The organism is Geodermatophilus dictyosporus, assembly GCF_900115505.1.
Classification (GTDB): Bacteria; Actinomycetota; Actinomycetes; order Mycobacteriales; family Geodermatophilaceae; genus Geodermatophilus; species Geodermatophilus dictyosporus.
Window position 1 is genome coordinate 148,609 of the sequence record NZ_FOWQ01000005.1, and the last position, 18,369, is coordinate 166,977.

23 protein-coding genes are annotated in these 18,369 nt (G+C 74.1%); 13 read left to right on the plus strand and 10 right to left on the minus strand.

Annotated elements, in window-relative coordinates; all coding sequences use genetic code 11:
• Positions 1 to 225: 225 nt before the first annotated feature.
• Genes BMZ33_RS24685 through BMZ33_RS13600 form a run of 4 tightly spaced genes read right to left on the minus strand, consistent with a single transcriptional unit; the run spans position 226 to position 2,907 of the window.
• Positions 226 to 873: an AAA family ATPase gene (locus tag BMZ33_RS24685; RefSeq protein WP_169064298.1), complete on the minus strand. Its 648-nt coding sequence runs from the start codon at positions 871 to 873 to the stop codon at positions 226 to 228.
• 15 nt (positions 874 to 888) lie between these two features.
• Positions 889 to 1,215: an AAA family ATPase gene (locus tag BMZ33_RS13590; protein ID WP_169064299.1), complete on the minus strand. Its 327-nt coding sequence runs from the start codon at positions 1,213 to 1,215 to the stop codon at positions 889 to 891.
• Positions 1,212 to 2,045: a mycofactocin-coupled SDR family oxidoreductase gene (locus tag BMZ33_RS13595; RefSeq protein WP_091111332.1), complete on the minus strand. Its 834-nt coding sequence runs from the start codon at positions 2,043 to 2,045 to the stop codon at positions 1,212 to 1,214. The genes BMZ33_RS13590 and BMZ33_RS13595 overlap by 4 nt, the downstream gene beginning before the upstream one ends.
• Before the next feature lie 25 nt (positions 2,046 to 2,070).
• On the minus strand, positions 2,071 to 2,907 hold the full coding sequence (locus tag BMZ33_RS13600) for a mycofactocin-coupled SDR family oxidoreductase (RefSeq protein ID WP_091111334.1): 837 nt from the start codon (positions 2,905 to 2,907) through the stop codon (positions 2,071 to 2,073).
• Between the two features lie 127 nt (positions 2,908 to 3,034).
• Between BMZ33_RS13600 and BMZ33_RS13605 the strand changes: the two genes are divergently transcribed.
• Complete coding sequence (locus tag BMZ33_RS13605) at positions 3,035 to 4,261, plus strand: MFS transporter (RefSeq protein ID WP_091111337.1); 1,227 nt, start codon at positions 3,035 to 3,037, stop codon at positions 4,259 to 4,261.
• 39 nt (positions 4,262 to 4,300) lie between these two features.
• On the opposite strand, the gene BMZ33_RS13610 is transcribed toward BMZ33_RS13605, so the two are convergent.
• Together BMZ33_RS13610 and BMZ33_RS13615 are read right to left on the minus strand one after the other, a co-directional pair.
• A complete protein-coding gene (locus tag BMZ33_RS13610) occupies positions 4,301 to 5,488 on the minus strand; it encodes an NAD(P)/FAD-dependent oxidoreductase (protein ID WP_091111340.1) in 1,188 nt (395 codons plus the stop codon).
• Between the two features lie 13 nt (positions 5,489 to 5,501).
• A complete protein-coding gene (locus tag BMZ33_RS13615) occupies positions 5,502 to 5,693 on the minus strand; it encodes a ferredoxin (RefSeq protein ID WP_091111343.1) in 192 nt (63 codons plus the stop codon).
• 112 nt (positions 5,694 to 5,805) lie between these two features.
• On the opposite strand from BMZ33_RS13615, the gene BMZ33_RS13620 reads away from it, so the two are divergent.
• The 11 genes from BMZ33_RS13620 (at position 5,806) to BMZ33_RS13670 (ending at position 14,327) form a co-directional block, all read left to right on the plus strand.
• A complete protein-coding gene (locus BMZ33_RS13620; protein ID WP_091111346.1) occupies positions 5,806 to 7,083 on the plus strand; it encodes a cytochrome P450 in 1,278 nt (425 codons plus the stop codon).
• A gap of 66 nt (positions 7,084 to 7,149) precedes the next feature.
• Positions 7,150 to 7,989, plus strand: a complete 840-nt coding sequence (locus tag BMZ33_RS13625; protein ID WP_091111349.1) for a mycofactocin-coupled SDR family oxidoreductase — start codon at positions 7,150 to 7,152, stop codon at positions 7,987 to 7,989.
• Between the two features lie 76 nt (positions 7,990 to 8,065).
• Positions 8,066 to 9,328, plus strand: a complete 1,263-nt coding sequence (locus BMZ33_RS13630) for a cytochrome P450 (protein ID WP_091111351.1) — start codon at positions 8,066 to 8,068, stop codon at positions 9,326 to 9,328.
• A 128-nt stretch (positions 9,329 to 9,456) separates the two neighbouring features.
• Entirely contained in the window at positions 9,457 to 9,867 is a 411-nt protein-coding gene (locus BMZ33_RS13635; RefSeq protein WP_091111354.1) for a nuclear transport factor 2 family protein, read from the plus strand.
• Between the two features lie 27 nt (positions 9,868 to 9,894).
• Complete coding sequence (locus BMZ33_RS13640) at positions 9,895 to 11,448, plus strand: AMP-binding protein (protein ID WP_091111357.1); 1,554 nt, start codon at positions 9,895 to 9,897, stop codon at positions 11,446 to 11,448.
• On the plus strand, positions 11,449 to 11,925 hold the full coding sequence (locus tag BMZ33_RS13645; protein ID WP_091111360.1) for a hypothetical protein: 477 nt from the start codon (positions 11,449 to 11,451) through the stop codon (positions 11,923 to 11,925).
• Positions 11,922 to 12,353, plus strand: coding sequence for a MaoC family dehydratase (locus tag BMZ33_RS13650; RefSeq protein ID WP_091111363.1), 432 nt, complete (start codon positions 11,922 to 11,924; stop codon positions 12,351 to 12,353). The genes BMZ33_RS13645 and BMZ33_RS13650 overlap by 4 nt, the downstream gene beginning before the upstream one ends.
• A complete protein-coding gene (locus BMZ33_RS13655; protein ID WP_169064300.1) occupies positions 12,350 to 12,772 on the plus strand; it encodes an acyl-CoA thioesterase in 423 nt (140 codons plus the stop codon). Before BMZ33_RS13650 ends, BMZ33_RS13655 begins: the two co-directional genes overlap by 4 nt.
• Positions 12,769 to 13,362 carry a nuclear transport factor 2 family protein gene (locus tag BMZ33_RS13660; RefSeq protein WP_169064301.1) on the plus strand — a complete coding sequence of 198 codons (594 nt, stop codon included), beginning with the start codon at positions 12,769 to 12,771 and terminating at the stop codon, positions 13,360 to 13,362. Before BMZ33_RS13655 ends, BMZ33_RS13660 begins: the two co-directional genes overlap by 4 nt.
• Before the next feature lie 43 nt (positions 13,363 to 13,405).
• The gene (locus BMZ33_RS13665; RefSeq protein WP_091111367.1) at positions 13,406 to 13,714 is read left to right on the plus strand and encodes an EthD family reductase; all 309 of its coding nucleotides are present in this window, start codon (positions 13,406 to 13,408) and stop codon (positions 13,712 to 13,714) included.
• A 79-nt stretch (positions 13,715 to 13,793) separates the two neighbouring features.
• A complete protein-coding gene (locus tag BMZ33_RS13670) occupies positions 13,794 to 14,327 on the plus strand; it encodes a nuclear transport factor 2 family protein (RefSeq protein WP_091111370.1) in 534 nt (177 codons plus the stop codon).
• 33 nt (positions 14,328 to 14,360) lie between these two features.
• Here BMZ33_RS13670 and BMZ33_RS13675 read toward each other — a convergent pair whose 3' ends face one another.
• From BMZ33_RS13675 to BMZ33_RS13690, 4 genes are read right to left on the minus strand one after another with little or no spacing between them, the layout of a single operon-like run.
• Entirely contained in the window at positions 14,361 to 15,245 is an 885-nt protein-coding gene (locus tag BMZ33_RS13675; protein ID WP_091111373.1) for a mycofactocin-coupled SDR family oxidoreductase, read from the minus strand.
• Positions 15,242 to 15,466 carry a hypothetical protein gene (locus tag BMZ33_RS13680; protein WP_091111376.1) on the minus strand — a complete coding sequence of 75 codons (225 nt, stop codon included), beginning with the start codon at positions 15,464 to 15,466 and terminating at the stop codon, positions 15,242 to 15,244. Before BMZ33_RS13680 ends, BMZ33_RS13675 begins: the two co-directional genes overlap by 4 nt.
• On the minus strand, positions 15,463 to 16,236 hold the full coding sequence (locus BMZ33_RS13685; RefSeq protein WP_091111379.1) for an enoyl-CoA hydratase/isomerase family protein: 774 nt from the start codon (positions 16,234 to 16,236) through the stop codon (positions 15,463 to 15,465). Before BMZ33_RS13685 ends, BMZ33_RS13680 begins: the two co-directional genes overlap by 4 nt.
• Positions 16,236 to 17,774 carry an AMP-binding protein gene (locus BMZ33_RS13690; RefSeq protein WP_091111382.1) on the minus strand — a complete coding sequence of 513 codons (1,539 nt, stop codon included), beginning with the start codon at positions 17,772 to 17,774 and terminating at the stop codon, positions 16,236 to 16,238. Before BMZ33_RS13690 ends, BMZ33_RS13685 begins: the two co-directional genes overlap by 1 nt.
• Before the next feature lie 90 nt (positions 17,775 to 17,864).
• On the opposite strand from BMZ33_RS13690, the gene BMZ33_RS13695 reads away from it, so the two are divergent.
• On the plus strand, positions 17,865 to 18,362 hold the full coding sequence (locus tag BMZ33_RS13695; RefSeq protein ID WP_091111385.1) for a pyridoxamine 5'-phosphate oxidase family protein: 498 nt from the start codon (positions 17,865 to 17,867) through the stop codon (positions 18,360 to 18,362).
• Positions 18,363 to 18,369 lie beyond the last annotated feature (7 nt).

Sequence of the window (18,369 nt, forward strand, 5' to 3'; positions counted from 1 at the left end):
GTCGTGCACGGCGTCGGAGAGCAGGACGACGCGTGCGTCGTGCGCCCGGACCCCGGCCTCTGGCGGCCGGCCACCTCCAGCGCGAAGGAGACGTTCGTCAGGCCGTGCGTGGGGACCCGCAGCAGCAGGTGCAGGACGGCGACCAGCGCCACCTGCTCACCGAGGCGCACGAGCACCGCCGCGTCGGACCAGGAGGCCACCACGGCCATCCGGCCGCGGCCGAGCTCACCGGCGAGCGCGCCCACCGTGGCCGCCGTCGTCCGGGCCCGCTCGCCCGGCACCGACCCGGACACGTCGACGACCGAGCGGCGGCGCCGCCACCGCTCGCGCACGACGACGTCCTCGTCGTCGAGCACCGGCTCGCCGACCACCACGTCGAGGGTCCGCTCCAGGGTCGAGGTCGTCCGAGCCGCCGCGCCACGGGACGCTGGCCGGCTCCCCGGCTCCCCGGCTCCCCGGTGGGCGCGGTGGTCGCGCGGCGGGTGCGGGACGGACAGCCGGCGGGCGATCCCCCGGGCGCGCTGCCGGGTGACCAGGTCGACGGGGCTGCCGTCGGCGAGGTCGGCGGGCGCGATCAGCTCGGCCGGCTCGTCCGTCGTCCCCGACGAGGGGCCAGCCCCCCCACCCGCGGAGGGCTGGCACAGCGCCGGCGGCTCGGTGAGCTGCTCGGGCCGGCGGCGCAGCGGGCGCGTGCCGCGGTGCCGGGAGGCCGCCGGCCGGCCCCGCCTCGACGGTGCCCACCCGGGGCACCGCGATGCGCCGCTGGTCCGTGGCGGTGAGCAGGGTGTCGATCGTGTCCTCCGGCGTCCGGTCGAGCTCCTCCCCGTGGAGGAAGCCGCCGGTCCGCATCGCCTCGACGAGCGGGCCGGGCACGAAGCGCTCCGGCGTTCAGTGCTCGCGGAGCACCCGGGCGGGGTCGTGGTGGCCCACCGGGCGGGCCGGCGTGAGGTCGGCGTTGCCCTCCACGAAGACCAGCGGGATGCCCCACTCCCCGGTGACGGCGTGCAGCAGCGTGGACTTCGACGTCCCCGGCGGGCCCTCGAGCAGCACGTCGCTGCCGGCGGCGACGGCTGCCGGCAGGAGGTCCAGCTCGTGGTCGCGGCCGACGAGCCTGACCCCGATGCGGCCGCGCAGCTCCCGGACGGTGTGCGCGCCGTCGCCGGTGGGCCGGCCGTCGGCGGTCCCTGGGCCGGGGCGTGGGCCCCGGTCGCTCACCGGATGGTGTAGCCGGCGTCGACGGGCAGCGTCACGCCGGTGACGTAGCGCGCCTCGTCGGAGACGAGGAACAGGACCGCGTTGGAGATGTCGACCGGGTCGACGTAGGGCACCGGCAGCGGGTGCAGCGTCTCGAACAGCTCGGTGAACTTCTCCCTCGTCGGGTTCGGGTCGTCGGGCGTGAACAGCCCCCAGGTCTTCTCGTTCTGGATCATCACGGTGTCCACCCCGGTCGGGTGCACGGTGTTGACCCGGATCGACTGCTTGCCGAACTCGTTGGCCAGCGTGCGCATGATGCCGATGACGCCGTGCTTGGCGGCCGTGTAGTGGATGGTGTTCGCCGTCCCCTTGAGCCCGGCGGTCGAGCTGGTGATGACGATCGACCCGCCACCGGACCCGATGAGGTGCGGCAGCGCCACCTTGCAGGTGTTCCAGACACCGGTCAGGTTGATGTCGATCATCTCCTGCCAGGCGCCGTCGGAGAGCTCGAGCGACGGGGACAGCTCGAAGACACCGGCGTTGGCGAGCACGATGTCGAGCCGGCCCAGCTGCGCGACGCCGTCGTCCACCGCCGCCCTCAGCGCGGCCGGGTCGCGCACGTCGGCCTTCGTCGCCACGATCCGCCGGTCGAGGGCCTCGACCTGGCGCACGGTCTCGGCCAGGTCCTCCTCGGTGGCCGGCGGGTACATCCGGATCGACCCGATCGGTGCGCAGACGTCGACGGCGATGACGTCGGCGCCCTCCTGGGCCAGCCGCAGCGCGTGACTGCGTCCCTGGCTGCGGGCCGCCCCGGTGATGAAGGCGACCTTGCCCTCGACGCGTCCTGCCACGCTGTCCTCCTCGTGCTCGATCGGCCTACTTGGTGATCCAGCCGGCGTCGATCCGGTGGGTCGTCCCGGTGATCCACCGGCCGGAGTCGTCGGCGGCCAGGTACAGGACCGCCTCGCTGACGTCCTCGGGCTGCACCCACGGCGTGGGCAGCAGGTTGAGGTCCTGGAAGACGCCGCTGACGTCCTCGCGGGTCGGGTGCTCGAGGTCGGGCCGGAACAGCCGGTAGACGTTCTCGTTCTGGATGAGCGGCGTGTCGACGTTGGTCGGGTGGATCGAGTTGACCCGGATCCGCTCCGGCGCCAGCTCCAGGGCCAGCGTCCGCATCAGCCCGACGACGCCGTGCTTGGCCGCGACGTAGCTGGCGACGTTCGGCATGCCGCGCAGCCCGAGCGCGGAGCTGACCAGCACCAGGGACCCGCCCTCGCCGTGGGCACGGATGTGCGGGACGGCGGCCTTCGCGGTCAGGAAGACGCCGGTCAGGTTGGTCTCGAGCATGTCCCGCCACTCCTGGGCCGGGGTGGCGGCCACCTCGTGCGGGGGGACGCCGATGCCGGCGTTGGCGACCGCGCAGTCGAGCCGGCCGAGCTGGGCCACACCGTCGGCCAGCCCCGCGGTGAGCGCGTCCTCGTCGGCGACGTCGGCCTGGAAGGTCACCATCCGCCGGTCGAGTGCCTCGACCGCCCGAACCGTGTCCGCCAGGTCGTCGGGCGTGGTGACCGGGCCGGTGGCGCTGGCGACGGGCCCGCAGACGTCCATGCCGATGACGTCGGCGCCCTCCCGGGCGAGCCGGATGGCGTGGCTGCGGCCCATGCCGCGCCCGGCACCGGTGATGAACACGACCTTGCCGTCGAGCCTGCCCATCGTGTCCCTCCGGTTCGGGTGACCTGGACGACAAACTATGCGAATCGTATGGAGGGTGACAACGTCGCCCCTCGACCGGCCCGGCGCACTTCCGCCGGGGCGCAAAACAGGATAAGGATTAATACCGATGAGTGGGAGCCGCGGGGCACCGTCCCGGCCGGCCGTCCTCGCGGTCAGCACGCTGGCGATGGGGCTCGGCGCCGCACCGATGCCGATCGTGGGCTACCTCGGCGCGGCGCTGCGGGCCGACCTGGGCCTGACCGGCGCCCAGCTGGGGCTGGTCGTCGGGGTCTTCTACGGGGCCACCGGCGTCACGTCGCTGCTCGGGTCGCGGCTGGTCGACCGGCTCGGTGCCCGCTGGTGGGTGGCCGGCGACCAGGCGCTCACCGCCGCCGGGCTGGCCGGGGCCGCCGCGGTCGGCTCGTTCCCCGCGCTGCTGGTCGCCAGCGTGGTGACCGGCTGCGGCTACGCCTTCGTGAACGCCGGCACCAGCGTCGCGGTGACCAGCGTGTCCCGGCGCGACCAGGCGGCCGCCGCGGTCGCCGTCAAGACGGCCGGCATCCCCGGCCTGCTCACCGTGGTGGCCCTGGCCGGGCCCCCCGCGGCCGAGGCGGTCGGCTGGCGCGGTGTCGTGCTCGTGCTGGCCGCCCTGGCCGCGGTCAACACCGCGCTGGCGATGGTGTGGGTGCCCAGCCACCGGGCCGCGCCCGGCCCGGCCGGCCGGCGCGGCGCGGCGCCGCTGCCGCGGGGTTTCGCGTGGGTGCTGCTGGCGGCGACCTGCTTCGTCATCGGCACCAACCCGCTGTCGGCGTTCCTCGTGGTGAGCCTGGTCGACGGCGGGGTCTCGCCCGTGACGGCCGGCCTGGTGTCGGCGGCCGGCACCGGGGCGGGCACGGTGGCGATGGTGGTCGTCGCCCGCCGCAGCGACCGTCGGGGACCCCTGCCCCGGGCCGCGACGGCGGCGCGGGTGTGCCTGGTCGGCCTCGCCGGGACGCTGCTGCTCTGGGCGGGGACCCACCTGGGTCTCGCGGTGGTGGCCGTCGGCGCGGTGGCCGGCCTGCTCTGCGCGATGGTCGGCGCCGGGTTCGCGCACGCCGTCACCGTCGACCGCGCCCCGCACGCGGTGGGGCGGGCGACGGCGGTGATGTCGTGCGGCTACTACCTCGGCGCACTGGTCTCACCCCTGGCGTTCGGCGCGCTGGCCGACCTGACCGGCGGCTACGACCTGCCCTGGGCGGTCACCGCGGCGGCGATGGCCGTCGCGGTGGCCTCCTACGCCGTCGTGCAGCGCCGGGTGCCGCCGGCGGCGGTCCCGCGGGCGGCGCCGGTCGCCGCGGCGACCCCCCGGGCGTGAGGGGTGGCGGTCCCGCGCCGGCACGCGGGGCGCGCCGTCCTATGCGGCAGCCAGCGCCTCGTCCCAGCCGGCACCGGCGACGAGCAGCTTGCGGAAGGGCAGCAGCGCCTTGAGCGCGCCGAAGCCGACCGCCGCGCGCAGCCGCCCCTCGCTGCCGGTGATGGCGACGAAGCTGCCGTCGAGGTCGCCCACGACGACCCGCAGCTCGTCGCCGGGCCGCACGCGGCCGAACACCTGCAGCCGGGCACCGAGCTGGTCGCTCCACACGTAGGGCACCGCGTCGTGCGCCGTCGGCGTCCCGGTCAGGTTGGCCGCGACGACGCCGGCGGTCTCCACCGCGTTCGTCCAGTGCTCCACGCGCACGTCCTCGCCGACGCGCGGGTGCCGCCACCGGGCGACGTCGCCCACCGCCCACACGTCCTCGGCGCCCACGGCGGCCAGCCGCTCGTCGCAGACGACGCCGTCACGCAGGTCCAGGCCGGCACCGGCGAGCCAGCCGGTCTCGGGCACCGTGCCCAGGCCGAGGACGACGAGGTCGGCCGGCATCAGCGTCCCGTCGGTCAGCCGCACCCCGGTCACCCGGTCGCGGCCCTCGAGGGCGGCCACCCCCGCCCCCGTGTGGAGGTCGATGCCGGCCGCGGCGTGCCGGCGGGTGAGGGCCGCGCCCAGCTCGGGTCCCAGCCCGCGCACCAGGAGCGCCGGCAGCGGTTCGACGAGCGCGACCGTCCGCCCGTGCCCGTGCAGGGTCCAGGCCACCTCGGCACCGATGAACCCGCCGCCGACGACGACCACCCGGGCGCCCTCGGTGGCCGCGGCGCGGATCGCCGCGGCGTCGGCGGCCGTGCGCAGCGTCCAGACCCCGGCCCGCGGCTCCAGGCCCGGGACCGTGCGCGGTGTGGACCCGGTGGCGACGACGAGCCGGTCGTAGGCGACCGACTCACCCCCGTGCAGCGCCACCTGGCGGCGGTCCCGGTCGAGGTCGACCGCGCGGCCGCACACCAGCTCGACGCCGAGCGCCCCGAGGCGCTGCCGGTCGGTCAGCGGCCGGGCCTCCACCGCGGGGTCGGCGAGGAACCCCTTCGACAGGGGCGGCCGATCGGCGGCCACCCCGTCGGGGGAGCCGGGCTCGGCGCCCACGAGCACGACGTCGGCGTCGCTGCCGCGGCGGCGCAGGGCCTCGACGGTCCGGACGCCGGCCAGCGAGGCCCCGACGACGACGATGCGCACCGTGCCGCGCCCGTCAGGCGACCGTGATGGCCCGCTCGGGACAGCTGTCGGCCCCCAGCTGCGCGTCGGCCTCCAGCTCCGCGGGCACCGGGTCCTGCACGACGATCGCGTGGCCGTCGGTCTCGTCGAGCTCGAACACGTCCGGGGCACTCATGTGGCAGACGCCGTGACCCTGGCAGGCTCCCAGGTCGACCGTGACGCGCATCGCAGACACCTCCGGGGGACGGCGGCGTCCTGCGGGGACGCCGACCCTGTTGACACAGCAAAACCAGGATAAGCATTATCACACTGTGACGTTGATCAGAGACGAGGACCACATGAGCACCTCTGGCCGGTGTCCCGTCGTCCACTTCGACCACCACTCGCAGGAGCACGCCGACGACACCGTCGGCGCCTACCGGCGACTGCGCGAGACCCATCCTGTCGCGTGGAGCGAGCTCTACGGCGGTTTCTGGGTGCTCAGCGACTACGAGTCGGTGTTCGAGGCGGCGCGCGACGACGACGTCTTCTCCTCCCAGCGCCTCGACCAGTACGGCGGGCCGGGCCTGTCGGTGGTCATCCCGAAGACCCCGATGCACAAGCACATCCCGATCGAGCTCGACCCGCCGGAGTTCCGGTCCTACCGCAAGGTGGTCAACCCGATCGCCTCGCCGGCCGCCGTCGCCAAGGTCGAGGACATGATCGTCAAGTGGACGACGTGGTTCGTCGACGAGCTCATCGAGTCCGGCGAGGCCGACCTCGCGCAGGTCATCGGCGTCCCGGCCATCTGCACGATCGACTGGCTGGGCCTGCCGGTCGAGGACTGGCAGGTCTACGCGCGCTCGCACCAGGCCACCCTCGCCGAGCCCACCGACAGCCCGGTGTACCGGCGCGCGGTCGAGGTCGACCTGCCCTACTGCTCCGAGCAGATGCGGCAGACGATCGCCGCCCGCGCGGCCGAGCCGCGCGACGACGTCATCAGCTACCTGGTGCAGCAGCAGGTCGACGACCGGCCGATCACCCAGGAGGAGGTCTTCTCGATCGTCGAGCTGCTGGTGAGCGGCGGCGTCGGGACGACGGCCTCGCTGGTCAGCCAGGCGCTGGTGTGGCTCCACGAGCACCCCGACGTCCGCCGGGAGCTCATCGACGACCCGTCGCTGCTCGACCGCGCGATCGAGGAGTTCCTCCGCTACTTCTCCCCCACCCAGGCACTGGCCCGCACGGTGCTGCAGGAGACCGAGTTCCACGGCTGCCCCATGCACGTGGGCGACCGGGCCCTGCTCGCGTGGTCGTCGGCCAACCGGGACCCTGCGCAGTTCACCGACCCCGACGAGGTCGACATCCACCGCTGGCCCAACCGGCACCTGGCCTTCGGCGTCGGCGTGCACCGCTGCGCCGGCTCGCACTTCGGCAAGCGCATGGCCAAGGAGATGCTGGCCCAGGTGCTGGAGCGGATGCCCGACTACGCGGTCGACCTGTCCGGCCTCAAGCGCTACCCGCGGCAGGGCGTCAACAAGGGCTGGCAGCGGATCCCGGCCACCTTCACGCCGGGCGAGCGCCGGCTGCCGCCGGGCGCGGTGCCCCCGGGCGTCTCCGCGGCCAACGCGCGCAGCTGACGCCGGCGCGCACCCCCACGCGCCCACCGCGACGGCGCGGTGGGACCCGAGCAGAGGAGCCCGGTCATGGCAGGTCGCATGGAAGGCAAGGTCGCGTTCATCACCGGCGCGGCGCGCGGGCAGGGGCGGGCGCACGCGCTCCGCCTGGCCCAGGAGGGCGCGGACGTCGTCGCGGTCGACATCTGCGCCGACATCGACACGGTGACGCCCTACTACCCGCTGGCGACCGAGGAGGAACTCGCCGAGACGGTGCGCCAGGTCGAGGCCCTCGACCGGCGGATCGTCGCGCGCAGGGCCGACGTCCGCGACCTCGACGGACTGCAGGCGGCGTTCGACGAGGGCCTGGCCGAGTTCGGCCACGTCGACACCGTCGTCGCCAACGCCGGGATCGCCACCTACGGCAAGGCGTGGGAGCTGACCGGCGAGCAGTGGAAGGACATGGTCGACGTCAACCTCACCGGCGTCTTCCACACCGCCAAGGTCGCCATCCCGTCGATGATCGAGGCGGGCCGGGGCGGCAGCATCCTGTTCACCAGCTCGATCGGCGGGCTCAAGGGCATCCAGAACGTCGCCCACTACGTGGCCTGCAAGCACGGCATCGTGGGCCTGATGCGGACGCTGGCCAACGAGCTGGGGCCGCACTCGATCCGGGTGAACACCATCCACCCGACCAACGTCGACACGATCATGATCCAGAACCCCGGCACCTGGGCGATGTTCTCCCCGGGCGACCCCGAGCCCAGCCGGGAGAAGGCGATGCCGGGGTTCCTGTCGCTCAACACGCTGCCGGTGCCGTGGATCGAGCCGGTGGACATCAGCAACGCGGTGCTGTTCCTCGCCAGCGACGAGGCCCGCTACGTCACCGGGGTGACGTTCCCCGTGGACGCCGGCGCCTTCGTGAAGTAGCGGCCGGACCTTGTGGTCGGCGTCACACCCTGCGCACCATGTGCAGATATCCGACGCCGACCACAGGGAGCCCGCCATGACCTCGACCGTGACCCCGCCGGCGCCGGACATCCTGTCCCCGGAGTACCTCGCCGACCCCTACCCCTTCCACCGGGTGCTGCGCGACTCCCACCCGGTGACCTTCCACGAGGCCACGCAGAGCTGGCTGCTCAGCCGGTACGCCGACGTCGCCGGCGCCTTCCGCAGCCCGGCCTTCTCCAGCCGCAACTACGAGTGGCAGCTCGAGCCGATCCACGGCCGCACCATCCTGCAGATGGAGGGCAAGGAGCACGCCACGCACCGGGCACTGCTCAACCCCTTCTTCCGCGGGAAGGGCCTCGAGGCGTTCCTCCCCGTCGTCACCCGCAACGCGGCGGAGCTGGTCGACGGGGTGGTGCAGCGGGCGGCGGGCGACCTGGTCGACGGGTTCGCCGGGCGCGGCCGGGCCGACCTGGTCGCGGAGTTCACGACCTGGTTCCCGATCAACGTGATGGTCGACATGCTCGGCCTGCCCAAGAGCGACCACCAGCGCTTCCACGGCTGGTACCACTCGATCATGGCGCACCTGAACAACCTGGCCGGCGACCCCGCGGTCACCGCCCGCGCCGACCAGACCCGCGAGGAGCTGCGCGACTACGTGCTCCCGATCGTCCGGGAGCGGCGCGAGGGGAACGGGGACGACCTGCTGTCCCGGCTGTGCCGCGCCGAGGTCGACGGCGAGCGGATGAGCGACGAGGAGATCAAGGCCTTCGTCAGCCTGCTGCTGGTCGCCGGCGGCGAGACGACGGACAAGGCGATCGCCAGCATGGTCCGCAACCTGCTCGACCACCCCGAGCAGATGGCGGCGGTGCGCGCCGATCGATCCCTGGCCGACGCCGTGATCGCCGAGACGCTGCGCCACTCCGGGCCGGTGCACATGATCATGCGCCAGACCGAGGAGGCGGTGGAGCTCTCCGGGACGACGATCCCCGCGGGCGCCACCTGCATCCTCATGCTGGCCGCGGCCAACCGGGACGAGCGCCACTTCGAGCGCCCCGACGAGTTCGACGTGCGGCGCCCCGACCTCGACGTCGCCAAGGCCTTCTCCGGGGCGGCCAACCACGTGCAGTTCATCCTGGGCCGGCACTTCTGCGTGGGCTCGCTGCTGGCCCGCAGCGAGATGACCGTCGCACTCGACCTCGTGCTCGACCGGCTGCCCGGCCTGCGCTACCAAGAGGGCTTCACCCCGCGCGAGGCCGGCCTCTACACCCGCAGCGTGGAGAGCCTGCTCGTCGAGTTCGACCCGCCGGCCGCCGCCTGATCCCGCGCCCCGGCCGGCCGCGGACGACGAGCGGCGAAGGGTCTGGTCAACCAGGCGAACCATGCATAGGGTAACCGCGGTCACATCCACGCCGACGAGGACCGTCGGCCACACCGAGGAGACCCGCCATGTCCGCTCGCGGCGCCATCGAGAACGTGCTCAACCGGTACTCCATCGCCTACGACGACAACGACATGGCGGAGATGGCCGACACCTTCGCCGAGGACGCCGTCCTGACCATGCGCATCGCCGGCGGCGACCTCATCGGCCCGTTCGAGGGCAAGCCCGCGGTGATGAAGCTGATGACCGACAGCCTGGCCAGCCAGACCGACCAGCGCCGGCACGTGACCACCAACGTCGCCATCCGCAAGGAGACCGAGGACGCCGCCACCGTGACCTCCTACCTGACGCTGATCTCGGTGCAGGACGGGAAGGCCACCCTCCTGTCGACCGCCAAGTACGAGGACGAGCTGGTGCGCGAGGGTGACGGCGCCTGGCGGTTCACCAAGCGGCACATCGAGCTGGACCTGCCCTACTGAGCCCGGCGCCGGACGAGGAGCACCGCCGTGAACCAGGGCCTGGTCCCCGCCAAGTGGGCCGCGCTGACCCCGCGCGCCGAGGCGATCGTCGACGTGCCGAACAGCCGCCGGATGACCTACGCGGAGTTCGACTCCCTCGTCCGGCGCGCGGCCAACGGGCTGCGCGGCCTGGGCCTGCAGAAGGGTGACCGCTTCGCCGTCCTCTCCCGCAACTGCGCCGAGTACATGGCGCTGTACTACGCCGCCGGCCGCGCCGGGCTGGTGCTGCAGCCGCTGAACTGGCGGCTGGCCGGCGAGGAGCTGGCGACCATCGTCCGCGACGCCGCGCCGCGGGCGGTCGTCAGCGCCGACGAGTGGTCCGAGACGGTCGAGCAGCTGCAGCGCGACGTCGACGTCCCGCACTGGCTGCAGTTCGGCGACAAGAGCGACGGCTCGTTCGTGCGCCTGGTCGAGGGGGCCGGCGACGAGGAGCCGGTCTGGACGGCGCAGGCCCTCGACGACGACCCGTTCTTCATCCTCTACACCGGCGGCACCACCGGGAAGAGCAAGGGCGCCCTGCACACGCACCGCAGCACCGGGGCGATGATGCTGGCCCAGACCGTGGCCGAGCGGATCGTGCCCAGCGACGTCTACATGCTGACCGGGCAGATGTACCACATCCCCACGGTGCTGGCGATGAACTACAACCGGCACGGCTGCCCGCTCGTGCTGGTCAACTTCGAGGCCAAGCAGGCGCTGGAGGTCATCCAGGAGGAGCGGGTCTCGGCCTTCCTCGGCATCACCACGATGATCAACTGGATGATGGCCGTGCCGGACTTCGCGAGCTACGACCTCTCCAGCCTGCGCAACTTCCAGTACGGCGGCGGCCCGATGCCCTCCTCGGTGGTGCGCGCGGCGATGGACGCCTTCCCCTGCACGATGATCCAGGGCTACGGGCAGACCGAGGGCGCCGGCATGACCTTCCTGTCGCAGGAGGACCACGTCCGGGCGGTCCACGGCGACCACCCCGAGCGGCTGCGGTCGTGCGGGCGGGAGGGCTTCACCGCGCAGATCCGGGTGGTCGACGAGCACGGCCGCGACGTGCCGCAGGACGGCCGCACCGCCGGGCAGATCGTCGCCCGCGGCGAGCAGAACATGATCGGCTACCTCAACCAGCCCGAGCTGACCGCCCAGACCATCCGCGACGGCTGGATGTGGACCGGCGACATGGCCACCTGGGACGAGGAGCGCTACGTCTTCATCGTCGACCGGGCCAAGGACATGATCATCTCCGGCGGCGAGAACATCTACAGCGTCCAGGTCGAGGAGGCCATCAACCAGCACCCCGCCGTCCTGGAGTGCGCCGTCTTCGGCGTCCCGGACGAGGAGTGGGGCGAGTCGGTGAAGGCGGTCGTCGTGCTCAAGCCCGGCACGGAGGCGACCGAGACCGAGATCATCGACGAGGCGCGCAAGCACCTGGCCGGCTACCAGAAGCCGCGCTCGGTGGACTTCGTCCCCCAGCTGCCCAAGGCCCCCACCGGCAAGATCCTCAAGCGCGAGCTGCGGCAGCCCTACTGGGCCGACCACGAGCGGGGGGTCTGAGTGGCCTTCGCGGAGGCCGACCTGCAGACCCTGGTCGGGCGCCGCTTCCCCGGCGGCAGCTACACCGTCGAGCCGTGGCGCGCCTGGCTGCTCGCCGACTGCGTGCTCGCCGACCCGCCGTCGCTGACCGACGGCGGCGAGCAGACCGCGCACCCGCTGTTCGCCTGGATGGCCGCGACCGGCGCCATGGGGGTCACCTGGGACGAGCTGTTCGGCTGGTTCGGGGCGAGCGCCGCCGACGGCCCGGTGTTCGGTGAGCACGAGACGACGCTGCACCGGCCGCTGCGGGTGGGGGCCACCTACCGGGTGAGCGGGGGCGTCGAGTCCGCCGAGCGCAAGGTCGGCCGGCGCACCGGCGTCTTCGACGTCGTCGGCTACGCCATGGACCTGCGCGACCCGGGCCTGCCCCCCGACGACCCGGGAGCGCACGTGGCCCGCTGCTGGAACTCCATCGTCTTCCCCCGGAGGGACGCATGACGACCGCCGCCCCGGTCGAGGTGGGCACCGAGCTACCGCCCTGGGAGGTCGCCTCGGTCAGCGCCGAGAAGATGAAGACGATGGCGGCGCTGCTCTCCGACCCCACCCCGATCCACTGGGACGTGGCCACGCTGCAGGCGCTCGGCATGGGCGACCGGCCGGTCAACCAGGGGCCGCTGAACATGGGCTACGTGATGAACGCCGTCACCGCGTGGGCCGGCGGGGCGGGGTCACTACGCCGGCTGCGGGTGCGCTTCCTCGGCACCGTGCTCGCCGGCCAGCACCTGAGGGTGCGCGGCACGGTGCGCGCGGTGCGCGAGGAGGACGGCGTGCGGCTGGCCGACTGCGACGTCGTCCTGGAGGTCGTGGACGGCGACCCCGGTGGGGACGCGGTCGTCTCCGGCAGCGCGACGGTGGTGCTGCCGTGACGTACGAACCGCTGCGGTTCCGGCTGGCCTACGGCGACTGCGACGTCGTCGGGATCGCCTACTTCGCCGTCTACTACCCCTGGATGGAACGCGCGCAGACGCTGTGGCTGTACGCGCACGGCCTGCGCAGCGGCGAGCTGGTCGAGGACCTGGGCGTGCTCACCGTCGGGGTGCACTCGGAGTGCACCTACCGGCAGATGGTGCGGGTGTTCGACGAGCTGACGATCGAGATCACCCTCGACCGGGTCGGCACGACGTCCTACACGCTCGGCTTCGACTTCGTCCGCGACGGCTCGGTGGTCACCCACGGCGCGATGACCTTCGTGTGCCGGACGCCGGAGGGCGGCAAGGCCGCGATCCCCCAGCGGCTGCTCGACGTGCTGCACACCCTGCCTGCCCCCGCGGAGGTGCCGGCGTGAGACTCGACCTGCCGGCGGTGACCGCGGAGCTCACCACGGCCGCACCGGCCGACAGCGGCCTCACCGCCCTCGCCGCCGCGGTCCGGGCGCAGGCCGACCGGCAGGCGATCGCCGACCTCGGCGTCCTGTACGCGCGGGCCGTCGACGACCACGACGTCGACAGCGTGGTGGCCATGTACACCGACGACGGCGTGTTCGAGCGGCGCGGCGCGGCCGCCACCGGGCGGGAGGCGATCCGCGCGGCCTACGTGGCCAGCTTCGACACCTACCGCACGATGCTGCACACCCCCCACCCCGGCGTCGTCCGGCTGCAGGGCGACGGGACGGCGTCGGGCTGGTCGCACGGCCACGCCGAGCTGGCCACGTCGAGCACGCTGGTGCTCGCGTCCTTCCGCTACGAGGACGACTACCGCTGCGAGGGCGGCCGCTGGCGCTTCGCCCGCCGCTCGATCACGTTCATGTACGCGGTGCCGGCCGACCAGCTGGCCACGAGCTTCGGCTCGGTGGAGCGGGTGCGCTGGCCGCGCACCGCGCCGGAGGCCGCGGACTACCCGGAGACCTCCCCCACCTGGGAGTCCTACCGGGGCTGAGACCGCCGGGGCACCCGCGCCCCGGGGAGGGAACGGAGGACCCGTGTACCGGATCGTCGTGAACTACCACCACCCCGAGGACCCGCAGGCCTTCCTCGAGTACTACCGCACCACGCACGCCCCGCTGGCGAAGAACCTCTCGGGCCTGTCGAACTACACCTGGGGCGTGGCCGAGAGCCTGGACGGGTCGCAGCCCCCGTACTTCGTCAGCGCCGTCCTCGACTGGCCGTCCAAGGAGGCCGCGCTCGCCGACCTCGGGTCCGCGGAGGGGCAGGCCGCCTCGGCGGACATGGCCAACTTCGCGCAGGCCGGGGCCTCGATGTACGCCCTGGACCTCGAGACCGTCGTCTGAGCCGGTCGCCGGCGCGGCCGGGCGACACCGCCCGGCCGCGCCGGCGCCGCACCGCACGGCACGGGAGGCCGGCACGTCCATGACCGCAGCTCCGAGCACCCCCGACCTCGCCGCCCGGCTGGCCCGGGTCGAGGACCGGCTGGCGGTGCACGACCTCGCCGCCCGGTACGCCCTGGCCGTCGACGACCGCGACTGGGCGACCCTCCGCACGCTGTTCACCGCCGACGCCGTCTTCGCCGGGGTCACCGACCGGGTGCGGGGGCGCGAGGCGGTCCTCGCCTACCTCGAGCGTCGGCTGGCCGTCTCGGGAGCGAGCGCCCACTCACCGCACGCGCACGTCGTCGACTGGGGCCGCCCCGGCGAGGCGACGGGCACGGTGTCGATGCACGCCGAGCAGGCGATCGACGGGACGGCGATGGTGCTCGCCTTCCGCTACGCGGACGCCTACCGCCGGGAGGACGACGGGCGGTGGCGGATCGCGTCCCGCGAGCTCCGCTTCCTCTACGCCGTGCCCGCCGCGGAGTACCCCGTCGCCGTCACCACCCCCCGGCCGCTGCGCTTCCCGGGCGCCGGCCCCGCCCCGGCACAGCTGGGACCCCGGGCCGGGACCTGACCCGTCCCGGGATCCGACCCCGCCGCCCTCCGGTCAGGGCCGGTCGGGCACGGGCTGCACCGGCGCGGGGTTGAAGCCCGGCAGGGCCAGGTGGCCCGCGTCGACCGGGATCGCCTGGCCGGTCACCGCCCAGGCGCCGTCCGAGGCCAGCCACACCGCGGCGTCGGCCACCGTCTCCGGCGGCAGCCCGCCCTGGCCGCCCAGGACGCCGTAGTGCAGGGCCGAGGCGTCGAAGTCCTCGCGGGTGCCACCGGGCCGGCCGGCCATCTGGTCGTACATGCCGGGCCAGTTGACCATCGGGGTGTCGACCAGGCCGGGACAGATCGCGTTGACCCGCACGCGGTGCGGCCCCAGCTCCAGCGCGGCACTGCGCATCAGCCCCAGCACCCCGTGCTTGCTGGCGGCGTAGTGCGCCGCGCCGGCGTTGCCCCGGACGCCGTTGACCGAGGAGATCAGCACCATCGACCCGCTGCGGCGCTCGATCATGTGCGGCGCGACCGCCTTCATCGACCGCCAGACGCCGAGCAGGTTGATCTCCAGGACGTCGCGGAACTGCTGCTCGCCCATCTCCCAGAACGGCGCCTGGGAGAAGACGCCCGCGTTGGCCACCAGCGCGTCGATCCGGCCGAGGGTCTCCAGCCCCTCGGCGACGGCGGCCTCCAGCGCCGCCGCGTCGCGCACGTCGGCGGTGCGCGCCACGATGCGCCGGTCCAGCGCCTCCACCTGCGCCGCGGTCTCGGCCAGGTCGGCGGCCCGCGCCGTCGGGTAGGGCACCGAGTCCACGCCCCCGTCCGTGTCGCTGTCGATGTCGACGGCGACGACGTCGGCCCCCTCGCGGGCGAAGGCCACCGCGTGCGCCCGCCCCTGTCCCCGGGCGGCCCCGGTGACCAGCACGACCTTCCCCTGCAGCCGGCTCACGGCGTCCCCACCTCGCCGCCGAGGGCGGTGACCACGAGGCCCTCGGGGTGGACCCTCATCGCCTCACTGCGGCCCCGCGGCACCGTCGGGGAGCCCGGCGGCGCGTAGGGCGGCACCGGTTCCACGTCGGAGGCGTCGGTGGCCTCGATGGCCGGCAGGTCCAGCCGGCCGACGGCGTCGAGGTGGGCCACGGCGACGTCGCGGCCGTCGGGTCCGGTCACGTCTCCTCCTGTGGGGGTCTGCGGCCGCGGGCGGCCCGGAAGGCGGCGACGGCGTCCCGGTGCTCCGGGGTGCCGAAGAGCAGCGCGATCGCCTCGACGGACTCGCTGAGGCCGCCGACGGCGTCGCGGTTGACGAAGGCCTTGCCGACCCGCACGGCCAGCGTGGAGTGCGCGGCCACCTCCGCGGCCAGCGCGACGGCGGCGGGCAGCAGCTCGCCGTCGGGGTGCACCTCCTGGACCAGGCCGGCCCGCTCGGCGCGCGCGGCGTCGACGACCCGGCCGGTGAGCGCCAGGTAGCGGGTCCAGTGCCGGCCCAGCACGTCGGGCCCCCGGACGATGCCGTAACCGGGCATCAGCCCGACGGTGGCCTCCTTGAAGGAGAACCGCGCCGACTCCGCGGCCAGCACCACGTCGCAGGCCAGCGCCAGCTCGCTGCCGCCGCCGAACGCGAGCCCGTTGACCGCGGCGACCACCGGCACCGCGCACCGCTCGACGGCGGAGAAGGCGTCGTAGACGAGCTTGAGGTGCGGCCGCACCCTCGTCACGTCGCCGGCCAGCTCCGCGAACACGTCGATGTCCCCGCCCGCGGAGAAGGCCCGGCCCTCGCCGGTGAGCACGACGGCGCGCACGCCGTCGTCGACGCCGATCGTGCCCATGACCTCGGCGAGCTCGCGGAACCAGGTCTGGTCCATCGCGTTGAGCTTCTCCGGCCGGCTCATGGTCAGGACGGCGACGCCGGGCGCGGGGTCGGTGCGGGTGAAGCGCTCCATCAGCGGGCCTCCTGGTCCCAGGTGCCGGGCGGGATGCCGTCGGCGCGCAGCTTGTACTTCTCCACCCGCTGGCTCGGCGTCATCGGCAGCGCGTCGAGGACCCGCACGTAGCGCGGGACGGCGAAGGAGGTGAGCCCGCGCCGGCAGTGCTCGACGAGCTCGGCGGGGTCGACGGCGGCGCCCTCGGCCGGGACGACGGCGACCGCGACGTCCTCCTCCGACAGCTCCGAGGGGAGGCCGTACGCGGCCACCTGCGCCACCGAGGGGTGCTCGGCGACGACCCGCTCCACCTCCCAGGAGGAGACGTTCTCCCCGCGGCGGCGGACGGTGTCCTTCAGCCGGTCGAGGAAGGTGAGGAAGCCGTCGGCGTCGAGCACGCCCCGGTCGCCGGTGTGGAACCACAGGCCCCGCCAGCTGGCCGCCGTCGCCGCGGGGTCGCCGGCGTAGCCGTCGAACATCCAGCCGGTGCGCTTGGGCCGCACCACGATCTCCCCCGGCGTGCCCGCCGGCACCGGCTCGTCGTCCTCGTCGACGACCGCGACCGAGTAGTTCACCGACTCGCGGCCGGCGGTGCCGATGCGGCGGGCCGACGGCGGCATGTCGCAGACGACGGAGACCTCGGTGCTGCCGTAGATCTCGGTGAGGAGCAGGCCGAAGCGCCGCTCGAAGGACGCGAACACCTCGGGCGGGCACGGGGCGCCGAAGGCCGCCCGCACCGGGTTGTCGGCGTCGTCGTCCCGGGGCGGCTGCTTGTGCAGGATCGACACCATGGCGCCCTGGTAGTTGAACGCCGTGATGCCGTGGGCGCGGCAGGTGTCCCAGAACCGGCCGGCGGAGAACGTGCGGTCGAGCACCAGGTCGGCGCCGGCCTCGGCGGCGGTCATCACGCTGCAGTAGCGGGCGTTGGAGTGGAACAGCGGGAAGACGCTGTAGAGCCGGTCGTCGGCGGTGTAGCCCATGAGCGCGACGGTGTGCCGGGTCAGGTTGACGTTGGCCCGGTGGGAGAGGACGGCGCCCTTGGGCGGCCCGGTGGTCCCCGACGTGTAGAGGACGACGGCGGGGCCGGCCGGGTCGACCGGCGGCAGGGACTCGGGCGTGGTGGCGAGCAGGTCGGCGAGGTCGACGTCCCCGGAGCCGTCGCCGCCTCCGGCCACCACCACGGTGCGGACCGTGTCGGGGGCGACCGCGCCGACGGCGTCGCGGAACTCGGCGTCGCAGACGACGACCGGTGCGCCGGAGTGCCCGAGCAGGTGGCGCAGCAGGGTCGGGCCGCTCGCCGGGTTGAGCGGCACCTCGACCAGGCCGGCGCGGGCCAGGCCGAACCAGACCGCGAGGGTGGCGGTGCTGCTGCGCATGAGCACGCAGACGCGGTCACCCGGGCGCAGCCCGAGCGCGCGGAACCCGGCGGCGGAGCGGTCGGCGCGGACGTCGAGGTCGCGCCAGGTCACCGTCTCCCCGGCCACCAGCGCGCCGGCGGAGGGGGCGGCCCGGCCCGCGGCGGCGGCCAGCCAGTCCCCGATGGACGGCGCGACGGTCATGTCCCTCCCCGGCAGGAGCCTGTGCCACCATCCAGCCAGAACATGCGAACGATGACAAGGGTTGCGGGGTGTTCGGTGGTGGCGGATCGGGTGCAGGTCGGTGTCCGGGACATCGAGGACCTGCGGGGCACGCACCTGGCGCGCGCCGACCAGGACGACCTGCTCGAGGCGCAGACCGAGTGCACCGTCGCCTACACCTCCCGGGAGGGGTGGCCGGCGGGGGTGGTGATGAGCTTCCTGCGGCGCGACGGCCGGTTCTGGCTGACCGCGGTGGCCGGCCGCGACCACCTCGAGTCGTTGCGGCTCGACGGCCGCCTCACCCTCGTCGTGGACAACCGCGGCACCGGCCTGCCCGGGCGCCGGATGCTGGCCGTGCAGGGCACCGCCGTCGTGCACGACGACCGGGCGACGAAGGACTGGTTCTACCCGGCGTTCGCCGAGCGGATGGCCGCCGCCGACCCCGGGGCGTTCGTCCGGCTGCTCGACAGCCCGAACCGCGCGGTGCTCGAGGTGACGCCGACGGGCCGGCAGAAGAGCCACGACAGCCGCCGGATCGCCGGTGACGGCCGCGGCGGCACCCGGCAGTGAGGGGGTC